Below are 11547 nucleotides of genomic sequence, written 5' to 3' on the forward strand. Positions count from 1 at the left end.
CGGGGAGGGGCGGAGGAGCGGCGTGCCCCGTTGCCGCGGAGCCGGGGTCGATTTATCGTCCCAGCACGATTCGCGAGCAAGATCACAATATGTGAAGGGGCCGCGGCCATGGTGGCGAAGAAGACGGCGGAAGAGACCGCGGCCGGGCAGAAGGCCGACGGGAAGCCACCGGCCGACGAGACATCCCCGGACGAGGCGGCTGGCGAGAAGGCGCCCGCGAAGAAGACAGCGGCGAAGAAGACAGCGGCCAGGAAGGCGGCCGCGAAGAAAGCGCCTACTAAGAAGGCGGCGGCCAAGAAGACCGCTGCCAAGAAGAGCACCACGAGCACCACGAGCACCACGAAGAAAAGCGTGGCCAAGAAGGCTTCGAAGACGGCCGCACAGACGGCCACGGGGGCGGCTGCGGCCGCCGAGGAGACGGGAGCCCACACGGTGGTAGCCAAGAAGAGCGCGAGTCGTCCCGCAGCCGGCCGGGAAGAGGCGGCCGTGCCGCCCGCCCGGGCCGCCGCGACCGCTCCCGGCGAACTGGCGGTACGGCCGGGGGAGGACCCCTGGACGCCCGAGGAGGTCACCGAAGCCCGCACTCTGCTGACCAGCGAGACCATGCGGCTCCGCAGCGAGCTGGAGGCCTCCGGCGCGGCGCTCGCCGGGCTGATGCGGGACTCCGGGGACGGCGCCGGCGACGACGAGGCCGACACGGGCACCAAGAACATCACGCGGGAACACGAGCTGTCGCTCGCCGCCAACGCCCAGGAGATGCTGGAGCAGACCGAGCGGGCGCTGGCCCGGCTCGAAGCGGGGACCTACGGGCTCTGCGAGATCTGTGGCAAACCGATCGGCAAGGCACGGATGCAGGCATTCCCCCGCGCCACCCTCTGCGTCGAGGACAAACAGAAGCAGGAGCGGCGCGGCTGATCCGCACAGGTGTGTCGTACCCTCGTCCTCAGTCAGGCACCTAGGTTGAGGGACTCACGTGGCAGAGGCGGAGCGCATCATCGGTACGCCGGACAATCCCGAGGCCGAGCACGCGGACGACGGCGGCTCCACGGCCGCCGACGCCGCGGTGAACGCGGGCACGGGCAAGCGCAAGATCCTGGTGCTCATCGGCGTCGCCGTCGTCGCCTACCTGCTGGACCTGGTCAGCAAGCTGATCGTGGTCGCCAAGCTGGAGCACCAGCCGCCGATCGACATCATCGGTGACTGGCTGCAGTTCCGGGCGCTCCGCAACCCCGGTGCCGCGTTCGGGTTCGGCGAGGCGTTCACGGTGATCTTCACCATCATCGCCGCCGGTGTGATCGTGGTCGTCATCCGCCTGGCCCGCAAGCTCTACAGCCTGCCCTGGGCCATCGCCCTGGGGCTGCTCCTGGGCGGTGCGCTCGGCAACCTCACCGACCGCATCTTCCGGGCGCCCGGCGTGTTCGAAGGGGCCGTGGTCGACTTCATCGCCCCCAAGCACTTCGCCGTCTTCAACCTCGCGGACTCCGCCATCGTGTGCGGCGGCATCCTCATCGTCATCCTCTCCTTCAAGGGCCTGGACCCCGACGGGACCGTCCACAAGGACTGACCGGGCTGCGCGGGAAGCGTTGCGCGCAAGGCATACTCGACAGGTGAGTACGCACCCCGAGATCCGCACCCTGCCCGTACCGGACGGCCTGGAAGGCGAGCGTGTCGACGCCGCCATCTCCAGGATGTTCGGTTTCTCCCGCACCAAGGCCGCCGAGCTGGCCGCTGCCGGGAAGGTCCAGGTGGACGGTTCGGTGGCCGGCAAGTCCGAGCGCGTGCACGGCGGCGCCTGGCTGGAGGTCGAGATGCCCCAGGCAGCCGCCCCCGTCCAGGTGGTGGCCGAGCCCGTCGAGGGCATGGAGATCGTCCACGACGACGACGACATCGTGGTCATCATGAAGCCGGTCGGCGTCGCGGCCCACCCCAGCCCCGGCTGGACCGGCACCACCGTCATCGGCGGCCTCGCCGCCGCCGGGTACCGCATCTCGACGTCCGGCGCCGCCGAGCGCCAGGGCATCGTGCACCGCCTCGACGTCGGCACCTCCGGCCTGATGGTCGTCGCCAAGTCCGAGCGCGCCTACACCCTGCTCAAGGCCCAGTTCCGCGACCGGGTCGTCGACAAGAAGTACCACGCGCTCGTCCAGGGCCACCCGGACCCGATGAGCGGCACCATCGACGCCCCCATCGGGCGCCACCCCAACCACGACTACAAGTGGGCGGTCACCGCCGAGGGCAAGCCGTCGGTGACCCACTACGACCTGATCGAGGCGTACCGCTCCGCCAGCCTCCTCGACATCAAGCTGGAGACCGGCCGCACCCACCAGATCCGGGTCCACATGTCCGCCCACCGCCACCCCTGCGTCGGCGACCTGACGTACGGCGCCGACCCGACCCTGGCCAAGCGCCTCGGGCTGACCCGGCAGTGGCTGCACGCGGTGCGCCTGGGCTTCGAGCACCCGAGCGACGGGAGCTGGGTGGAGTTCTCCAGCACCTACCCGGCCGACCTCCAGCACGCCCTCGACACCATCTCCGCGGAGAGCCAGTGACCGCCGCTCCACCCCCGTACACCACCCGCAGGGCGACCGAGGAGAGCGACCTGGCGGCCTGCTTCCAGGTGCGTAAGGAGGTCTTCGTCGGCGAGCAGAACGTGGCCGAGGAGATCGAGTACGACGCCTACGACCCGACCGCCGTGCACGTCCTGGCCGTGGCGGCGGACGGCACCGCGCTCGGTACGGGCCGGCTGCTGCACGGCGCCGACGCGGCGGGGAAGACCGGCGGCGACCTCACCGTCGGCTCGCTCGGCCGGCTCGCGGTGACGCGGCAGGCGCGTGGCCTCGGCGTCGGCGCGGCGCTGGTGCGCGCCATCGAGGACGAGGCGGTCCTGCTCGGCCTGGCCGCCGTGGACCTGCACGCACAGACGCACGCCCTCGGCTTCTACGAGCGGCTCGGATACGTCGTGTACGGCCCCGAGTTCCCAGACGCGGGCATTCCGCACCGGGCGATGCGACGGACGATCAAGCCAGTCTGATCGCCCTGCCTGATCGCGCTGTCCGATCGCGGCTGCGGGGGGTCCCGTCTCTGCCGTGCGCCGTGCGTGGCAGGGTGGAGGCCCGCTCGGCCGCCGTTCCGGCCGGGCTCCTGACGGCCTCTCACTCCGGCCGGACCCGCGGGCGCGGCAGAGCCGTGACCTGCGCTTCGGCCCGGTGAAAGGCCCGGAACCGCACGCTCCGGAAGGTGCCCCGCCGTGGATCAAATGGCCCTCCTGCTCCTGCTGCTGCTCGGAGCCGTGGTCACGGTGCCGCTCGGCGCCCGCCTGGGGCTGCCGGCACCGGTCCTGATGACGCTGGCCGGGGTCGCGATGGCGTTCGCGCCCTTCGTGCCGAACGTCGACATCCCGCCCGAGATCATCCTCCCGGCCCTGCTGCCGCCGCTGCTCTACGCCTCCGTGCAGCGCACCTCCTGGCGGCAGTTCGCCGCCAACAAGCGCCCGATCTTCCTGCTGGCCGTCGCCCTGGTCTTCGTCACCACGGCCGCCGTCGCCGCCGTCGCCAACTCGGTCGTGCCCGGCCTGCCGATCGCCGCCGCCGTCGCCCTCGGCGCACTCGTCGCCCCGCCCGACCCGGTCGCCGCGACCGCCGTCGCGGGCTCGGTCGGGCTGCCGCGCAGGCTCGTCTCGATCCTGGAGGGCGAAGGGCTCTTCAACGACGTCACCGCCATCGTGCTCTACCACGTGGCCATCGCCGCGGCGGTGAGCGGCACCTTCTCGGTGCCCGAGGCCTTCGGACTGCTGATCCTCTCCGCCGTGGTCGCGATCGCCGTCGGCCTCGCGCTCGGCTGGCTCACCATCAAGCTCATGGGCATGCTGGGCGACGCCACCCTCCAGGTCGGGCTGAGCCTGCTGGTGCCCTTCGTGGCTTACGTCCTCGCCGAGGAGCTGATGGGCTCCGGTGTGCTCGCCGTCCTGACCATCGCGCTCTACCTCGCCGAGCACACCGCCGACGCCGACGACGTGCTCGGCAGGCTCACCGGACGTACCTTCTGGGAGATCGTCGACACCCTGGTCACCGGGGTGGCCTTCGGGCTGATCGGCCTGGAGCTGCACAGCGTGTTCGGCACCTCCGACGGGCGCGAGTTCGAGATGCTCGGCTGGGGGCTCGTGATCGTCGCGGTCGTCGTCGGGGTACGGCTGGCCTGGCTGCTGCCCGCCACCTGGCTCGCCAAGCGGCTGCACACCCGGAGGGACGTCAGCGAGGAGATCCCGACCAGCTGGCGGGAGACCGTCGTCATGTGGTGGGCCGGGATGCGCGGAGTGGCCTCCGTCGCGCTGGCGCTGGCGATCCCGCTGGAGACGGACGACGGGCAGCCCTTCCCCGGTCGCGACGAGATCATCTTCATCGCCTTCGCCGTGATCATGGCCACCCTCGTCTTCCAGGGCCTCACCCTGCCCTGGCTGGTCCGCAAGCTCGGTGTGCGCGCCGACGCCGACGCCGAGGAGGCCCTGGAGCGGCAGCTCGCGCTGCGCGCCGCCAAGGCCGCCAAGCACCGGCTCAAGGAGATCCAGGAGGTCGAGGAGTTCCCGGACGAGGTCGTGGAGCGGCTCCAGAAGGCCGCGTACGACATCGGGGCCCGGATCAATCCGGAGATGGTGGACGAGGAGCGGCGCGAGGCGTACGCGAAGCGGGCCGAGCGGTTCAAGGCGGTCAGCCGCGTCCAGCGCGAGATGATGTCGGCCGCCCGCCACGAGGTGCTCTCCGCCCGCAACGAGCCCGGCTCCGACCCCGAGGTGGTGGACCGGGTGCTGCGCTACCTGGACTTCCGCTCCCTGCGCTGAGCACCCCGGGGCCCTCAGCCGGTCCCTGCGCTGAGCCCCGGGGCCTCAGCCGCGCCCGGTCCGGGGGGCCTTGGAGCCGTCGAGTCCGTGGGAGGGGCCCGTCCCGTTGCGGCCGGGCCGGGTCTTGGCCCCCGTCAGGTCCGCCCACTGCTCGCCGGGCGGCAGCGTGGCGGGGGAGGTGGCGACCCTCGGCAGCGCGTACGGGTGGTGGTCGCGGAGCCAGCCGATCAGCTGCTCGCGCACCGCGCACCGCACCGTCCAGATGTCGTCCGCGTCCTTCGCCGTGACCACCGCCCGCACCTGGATCGTGGTCGGGGTCGTGTCGGTGACGGCGAGGGACCAGTCACGGCCGTCCCAGGCGGCGATGTCACCGAGGATGTCCCGCAGCTTCTTGCGCATCGCGGCCACCGGCGCCGCGTGGTCGAGGTGGAAGAAGACCGTGCCGGTCATCTGGACCCCGCCGCGCGACCAGTTCTCGAACGGCTTGCTGGTGAAGTACGAGACCGGCATCGTGATCCGCCGCTCGTCCCAGGTCCGTACCGCCAGGAACGTCAGCGTGATCTCCTCGACGGTGCCCCACTCGCCGTCCACCACCACCGTGTCGCCGATCCGGACCATGTCGCCGAAGGCGATCTGGAGCCCGGCGAAGAGGTTGCCGAGGGTCGACTGGGCGGCCACACCGGCGACGATGCCGAGCACTCCGGCCGAGGCCAGCATCGAGGTGCCGACGCCACGCATCGCGGGGAACGTCAGCAGCATCGCGGCGATGGCGACGACCGTCACGACCGCTATGACGACCCGCTGGATCAGCGTCACCTGCGTACGGACCCGGCGCACCCGGGCCGGATCGCGGGTGGACGTCGCGTACCGCGCGTAACTGGACTCGACGACCGTCGCCGCGACCCGGACCACCAGCCACGCCGAGGCGCCGATCAGCACCAGGGAGAGGAGCTGGCCGATCCCGACCCGGTGCTCCCACACCCAGGCGATGCCCGACTGGCGGTAACTGCCGCGCAGCAGCGCGGTGATGATCACCACCTGCAGCGGGGGCCGGCAGCGCCGCAGCAGACCCCACAGCGGGGTCTCGTGGTGGCGGCTGTCGGCCCTGCGCAGCAGCCGGTCGACCAGCCAGCCGACCAGCAGGGTGATCACCACGGAACCGCCGATGACGATCAGCGGGCGCAGCACGTTCTCCATTGCCTCGTCCTCCAAGCTTCGGGGCACAACTGGCACCATGGGCCTCATGAACATCATGCTTTTCCACTCGACCTACGGGCTCACGCCCGCAGTGCACGCCGCAGCCGCACGTCTGAGGGACGCCGGCCACGTGGTGCGCGTGCCCGATCTGTTCGAGGGGCACACCTTCGACACGGTGGAGGAGGGCATGGCCTTCAAGGAGGAGGTCGGCAAGGAGGAGCTGCTGAAGCGCGCCGTGCTGGCCGCAGCCCCCTACTCCGACCAGGGGCTCGTCTACGCCGGTTTCTCGCTCGGCGCGGCGACTGCGCAGACCCTGGCCCTGGGCGACGCGAAGGCGCGCGGGCTGCTGCTCCTCCACGGCACCTCGGACATCGCGGAGAACGCCACGGTGGACGAGCTCCCGGTCCAGCTGCACGTCGCGGACCCGGACCCCTTCGAGTCCCACGACTGGCTGAACAGCTGGTACCTCCAGATGCAGCGGACCGGTGCGGACGTGGAGATCTACCGCTACCCCGGGGCCGGTCACCTGTTCACCGACCCCGATCTGCACGACTACGACCAGGCGGCCGCCGAGCAGACCTGGAAGGTCGCGCTCGGCTTCCTCGCCACGCTGTAGGGGCGCCTCAGCGGACCGGGCGGTCCGCCCGCTCCACCCGCTGCGTGCCCCGGCGCGTCCGGTAGGAGCGGGCCCAGGAGGAGGTGGCGTCCTTGGCCGTCCTGTCGGAGAGCACGTAGTAGTCCATCTGTGAGCGCTCGGCGGTGACGTCCAGGACGCCGTACCCGTGCGAGTCCATGTCCACCCACTTCACATGGCGGTTGGCGGTACGGACGGCCGCCGCCGCGACCAGCGACACGGTCTGCGGCGCGACCTTCAGGATGTCGTCCAGGTTGTCCGAGGTCACCGACGTGACGACGAACTCCGTCGCCGCCGGGGGCGACAGCGGATACGTCGCCGCCCTCACCGGCACCTCGTTGGCCCAGGCCATGTGGATGTCACCGGTCAGGAACACCGTGTCGCTGATCCCGCGCTCCCGCAGATGCGCGATCAGCTCCCGGCGGTCGTCGGTGTACCCGTCCCACTGGTCGACGTTGACCGCGAGTCCCTCCTTCGGCAGCCCCAGCAGCCCGGCCAGCGGCTTCAGCAGATGGGCGGGGAGAGCACCGAAGGCGACCGGCGAGATCATCACCGACGTACCGACCAGCTTCCACACCGCGTCCGACCCGGCCAGCCCGGCCTTCAGCCAGTCCAGCTGCGCCCGGCCGGTGATCGTGCGCTCCGGGTCGTCCACCGAGCCGCTGCCGATGGACGCCTGCTCGGATCGGAAGCTCCGCAGGTCCAGCAGGTGCAGATCGGCCAGCTTCCCGAACCGCAGCCGCCGGTAGACGGTCCCCTCGGTGGAGGCGCGGACCGGCATCCACTCGAAGTACGCCTGCTTGGCCGCCGCCACCCGCCGCTCCCACACCCCCTCCGCGCCCTCGGTGTGGTTCTGCGCGCCGCCCGACCAGGCGTCGTTGGCGAACTCGTGGTCGTCCCAGATCGCGATGACCGGGTGCGCGGCGTGCAGCGCCTGGAGGTCGGTGTCGGTCTTGTAGGTGCCGTGCCTCAGGCGGTAGTCGGCCAGGTCCAGGATCTCGTGGGCGGGCCGGTGCTCGCGCAGGGCCGCGCCCTGGGTCGGGTAGCCGCCGGCCGCGTACTCGTACAGGTAGTCGCCCAGGTGCAGCACCGCGTCCAGATCGGCCCGGGCGGCGAGATGCCGGTACGCGGAGAACCAGCCCGCCTCCCAGTTGGCGCACGACACCACACCGAAGCGCACCCCGGCGACGTTCGCCCCGGTGGCGGGCGCCGTGCGGGTGCGGCCGACGGGGGAGCGGACCCCGGTGGTCCCGCCGCCCTCGCCGCCCCCGCCGCTCGCCGTGAAGCGGAAGTAGTACGAGGTGGCGGGCCGCAGCCCGCGGACGTCGGCCTTCACCGTGTGGTCGGAGGCGGCCGAGGCGTGCGTCGTACCGCTCGCGGCTATCGCGGTGAACTCCCGGTCCTCCGCGATCTCCCAGCGCACCGGTGTATCGGCCCCGCGCCCCGAACCGGGCTCCGCGCCGGGCTCGGGGGTGACGCGGGTCCACAGCAGGACGCCGTCGGGCAGCGGGTCACCGGAGGCGACGCCGTGCAGGAAGGCAGGGGCCGGGGCCGGCGCCTCCGACGAGGCGGAGGCGGTGGCGGTGGCTGAGGCGGCGAGTACGGGGACGGCGGCGGCGGTCGCGGCGGCGGCCCGGACGACCGTGCGGCGGCTCGGCGAGGGAACGTGTCGACTGGTCACGGCCCATGACCCTACTGGCGCGTACAGCGAACGGGCGGGCGAACAGAGGAAGTTCGCCCGCCCGTCGGGAAACGGTCGCCGGGAGGTGGTCCGCCGGTCGGGGACCGCCGCAATCCGGCCGCGCCGCGGGCGTTACGCCTTCAGCGCCTTGTCGACCGCCGCCGTGAAGTCGGCCGCCGTCATCGGGGCGTTGTCGCTGCCCTCGCTGGTGACCTTCTTGCCGTCCATCTTCAGCGTCGGCGTGCCCTGCACCCCGCTCTTGTCGAACGTCTTGGACATCTTCATCGCCCAGGCGTCGTACGTACCGTCCTCGACGTCCTTCTGGAAGGCCTTGTTCCCCTTCAGCGCGTCCACCGAGTCGGCGACCTCGATGAGGAAGCTGTCCTTGGCGAACTTGTCCTCGCTCTCCTGCGGGTGGAACTTCGCGGAGTACAGCGCGGCCTTGTAGTCCATGAACGCCTCGGGGCTCACGTTCAGCGCGGCGCCGAGCGCGCTGAGGGCGTTCTTGGAGCCCTCACCGTTGTCGGTGTTGTCGATGAAGGTCGCACCGACGTACTTGACCTTGTACTTGCCGGCCTCGACGTCCTTCGCGACGGTCTCGCCGACGCCCTGCTCGAAGGTGGCGCAGACCGGGCAGCGGGAGTCCTCGTACAGCTCCAGGGTCTTCTTGGCGTCGGACTTGCCGATCACCACGGTGGTGCCGTCGGCGCCCGAGGTGTTCTTCGGCGCGCTGACGGTCTTCGCGTCGGCGGCGGCCTCCCAGGCGTCCGGCTTGTTCAGCTGCATCACGCCGTAGCTGATACCGCCGACGACGGCGAGGGCGGCGACCACCGAGACGGCGACGACGACCTGCTTGCGGGTCTTGTCCTTCTTGGCCTGGGCCTCGCGCTCGGCGCGCAGCCGGTCACGGGCCGCTGCCTTGTTCTGCTGGGTGTTGCGCTTGCTCATGATCGTTCTCCGTGGATGCGTGGGGAGTGGAAGGGGTGCTGCTCGGCGTCGGCCGTCCTGCCCTCAGGCAGCGGCGTACGCGGTGAGCGGCGGCCCCCTCCGTCCCACGGAGTGCACGAGGAAGCGGGCCGGGAACAGCGGGTGCGCGCGCCCGGCGGCCCGGGGGAGACGCGCAGCGGACCGGAGGCCCCCGCCCACCACGGCGACCGCGGTGAGCAGTGGCCGGAACGCCACCAGGGCCGCCGTGCGCAGCAGCCGCGCCAGTGCCGCCTCTCCGCGCCGCAGCCAGAGGGCGGCGAGCAGTCCGACGGTCACGTGGGCGGCGAGCAGCAGCCACGGCACGGCGGGTCCGGGCTGCGCCAGCAGGGCCGCCGCGCGGTCGCCCGCACCGGTCACCCCGGCGAGCGGGGTACCCACCGTGCCGACGCCCGCGAGCCGGGCCCCGGCCGCCCCGGCCTCGCCGCCCCCGCAGAGCACATCGAAGCCCACCGAGCGCAGGGGGCCCGCGATGGGGCCGCCGGCCGCCCCGTAACAGAGGTGCTGACCGGTGGTGAAGAGCGTGTCGGCGGCCAGCTCCAGCGGAACGAGCAGCCCCGCGATCGCGCCGAAGCCGCGCTCCCGGCCGGCCAGCGCGTACGCCACGGCGAAGACGACCGCCGCGAGCAGCGCGACCGCGGTCAGCGGCAGCGGGACCCCGGAGAGCAGCACATGGGACGCGGTGGACAGGACGACGACGAGCGCGGTGAAAAGCGCCGCGCGCGCCACCCTGAGCTGCGTACCTGAGATGTCCATCGCCGGAAAGTGTGTCATGTGCTGAGGTAGGAGGACCTTAAAAGAGGCTGAGAGTCACAGTGCCCCCTCGGGCACGAGGCCTACAGACCCGGGATCCGGCCGTTGCGGAAGAGGTCCACGAAGATCTGGTGGTCCGCCCGCGCCCGGGCCCCGTAGCTGTGGGCGAAGTCGACCAGCAGCTCGCCGAAGCCCTCCTCGTCGGCCGCGATGGCCGCGTCGATCGCCCGCTCCGTGGAGAACGGCACCAGCGAGTGCCCGCTCTCGTCGTCCGCCGCCGCGTGCATGGTGGCGGTCGCCCGGCCCAGATCGGCGACGACCGCCGCGATCTCGTCCACCTCGTCGATCTCGGACCAGTCCAGATCGACCGCGTACGGCGAGACCTCGGCGACCAGCTGGCCCGCGCCGTCCAGCTCGGTCCAGCCCAGCCACGGGTCGGCGTGCGCCTGGAGCGCGCGCTGCGAGATCACCGTGCGGTGCCCCTCGTGCTGGAAGTAGTCCCGCACGGCGGCGTCCGTGATGTGCCGGGAGACCGCCGGGGTCTGCGCCTGCTTGAGGTAGATCACCACATCGTTCTCCAGGGCGTCGCTGTTGCCCTCCAGAAGGATGTTGTACGAGGGCAGCCCGGCGGAGCCGATGCCGATGCCCCGGCGGCCCACCACGTCCTTGACCCGGTAGGAGTCGGGGCGGGTCAGGCTCGACTCCGGCAGCGTCTCCAGATAGCCGTCGAACGCGGCCAGCACCTTGTACCGCGTGGCGGCGTCCAGGTCGATCGCGCCGCCGCCGTCCGCGAAGCGGCGCTCGAAGTCACGGATCACCGTCATCGAGTCCAGCAGCGAGAAGCGGGTCAGCGACCGGGCGGCGCGCAGCGCGTCCAGCAGCGGGCCGTCCGCCGTGTCCAGCGTGAAGGGCGGCACCTCGTCGTTCTTCGCGCCCGTCGCCAGCGCGTGGATCCGCTCCCGGTAGGCGGCGGCGAAGATCCGGACCAGGTCGGTGATCTGCTCGTCGCTCAGCGCCTTGGCGTACCCGATCAGCGCCACGGAGGCGGCGAACCGCTTCAGGTCCCAGGTGAAGGGGCCCACGTACGCCTCGTCGAAGTCGTTGACGTTGAAGACGAGGCGGCCGTTGGCGTCCATGTAGGTGCCGAAATTCTCCGCGTGCAGATCACCGTGGATCCAGACCCGGCCGGTCCGCTCGTCCAGATACGGGCCGCCGCGCTGCTCGCGCTCCAGGTCGCTGTAGAACAGGCCGGCCGTGCCCCGGTAGAAGGCGAAGGCCGAGCCCGCCATCTTGCGGAACTTGACCCGGAAAGCGGCCGGATCGGCGGCCAGCAGCTCCCCGAAGGCGGTGTCGAAAACGGCGAGAATCTGCTCCCCGCGCTGCGCTGCGCCGGTCTGCGTTTCCGACATTTCTTGCTGCCTCCTGCGGTAGCCGGCGTGCCTGGCCGGGCTGGGGTCCGCTCGA

The 11547-nt window shown here is 71.6% G+C and carries 11 protein-coding genes; 6 read left to right on the forward strand and 5 right to left on the reverse strand.

The genetic code is table 11. The annotated features are described in order from the left end of the window. Positions 1-108: 108 nt before the first annotated feature. The 5 genes from IE264_RS04885 to IE264_RS04905 all read left to right on the forward strand — a co-directional run bounded on the left by IE264_RS04885 (position 109) and on the right by IE264_RS04905 (position 4834). A complete protein-coding gene (locus tag IE264_RS04885; protein ID WP_032759487.1) occupies positions 109-915 on the forward strand; it encodes a TraR/DksA family transcriptional regulator in 807 nt (268 codons plus the stop codon). Between the two features lie 58 nt (positions 916-973). Beyond that, a complete protein-coding gene (lspA, locus tag IE264_RS04890; protein ID WP_015607986.1) occupies positions 974-1564 on the forward strand; it encodes a signal peptidase II in 591 nt (196 codons plus the stop codon). Positions 1565-1607: 43 nt separating this feature from the next. Continuing rightward, positions 1608-2549 (forward strand): RluA family pseudouridine synthase, encoded by a 942-nt coding sequence (locus IE264_RS04895; RefSeq protein ID WP_015607985.1) that lies wholly within the window; start codon positions 1608-1610, stop codon positions 2547-2549. Then, the gene (locus IE264_RS04900) at positions 2546-3031 is read left to right on the forward strand and encodes a GNAT family N-acetyltransferase (RefSeq protein ID WP_032759486.1); all 486 of its coding nucleotides are present in this window, start codon (positions 2546-2548) and stop codon (positions 3029-3031) included. Before IE264_RS04895 ends, IE264_RS04900 begins: the two co-directional genes overlap by 4 nt. A 216-nt stretch (positions 3032-3247) precedes the next feature. Continuing rightward, entirely contained in the window at positions 3248-4834 is a 1587-nt protein-coding gene (locus IE264_RS04905; RefSeq protein ID WP_032759485.1) for a Na+/H+ antiporter, read from the forward strand. 45 nt (positions 4835-4879) lie between these two features. Here IE264_RS04905 and IE264_RS04910 read toward each other — a convergent pair whose 3' ends face one another. After that, positions 4880-6031 carry a mechanosensitive ion channel family protein gene (locus tag IE264_RS04910; protein ID WP_032759484.1) on the reverse strand — a complete coding sequence of 384 codons (1152 nt, stop codon included), beginning with the start codon at positions 6029-6031 and terminating at the stop codon, positions 4880-4882. 37 nt (positions 6032-6068) lie between these two features. Between IE264_RS04910 and IE264_RS04915 the strand changes: the two genes are divergently transcribed. Continuing rightward, positions 6069-6647 (forward strand): dienelactone hydrolase family protein, encoded by a 579-nt coding sequence (locus IE264_RS04915; protein WP_015607981.1) that lies wholly within the window; start codon positions 6069-6071, stop codon positions 6645-6647. A gap of 7 nt (positions 6648-6654) precedes the next feature. Here the strand turns inward: IE264_RS04915 and IE264_RS04920 are convergent, their stop codons facing one another. The 4 genes from IE264_RS04920 to IE264_RS04935 all read right to left on the reverse strand — a co-directional run bounded on the left by IE264_RS04920 (position 6655) and on the right by IE264_RS04935 (position 11492). Further along, entirely contained in the window at positions 6655-8346 is a 1692-nt protein-coding gene (locus IE264_RS04920) for an alkaline phosphatase D family protein (RefSeq protein WP_032759483.1), read from the reverse strand. A gap of 132 nt (positions 8347-8478) precedes the next feature. After that, positions 8479-9294 carry a DsbA family protein gene (locus IE264_RS04925; protein WP_032759482.1) on the reverse strand — a complete coding sequence of 272 codons (816 nt, stop codon included), beginning with the start codon at positions 9292-9294 and terminating at the stop codon, positions 8479-8481. Between the two features lie 63 nt (positions 9295-9357). Further along, positions 9358-10086, reverse strand: coding sequence for a hypothetical protein (locus tag IE264_RS04930; protein ID WP_032759481.1), 729 nt, complete (start codon positions 10084-10086; stop codon positions 9358-9360). Positions 10087-10166: 80 nt separating this feature from the next. Further along, positions 10167-11492: a DUF2252 domain-containing protein gene (locus tag IE264_RS04935; RefSeq protein ID WP_032759480.1), complete on the reverse strand. Its 1326-nt coding sequence runs from the start codon at positions 11490-11492 to the stop codon at positions 10167-10169. Positions 11493-11547 lie beyond the last annotated feature (55 nt).

The sequence above is a fragment of the Streptomyces microflavus genome, assembly GCF_014650075.1.
Lineage (GTDB): Bacteria > Actinomycetota > Actinomycetes > Streptomycetales > Streptomycetaceae > Streptomyces > Streptomyces microflavus.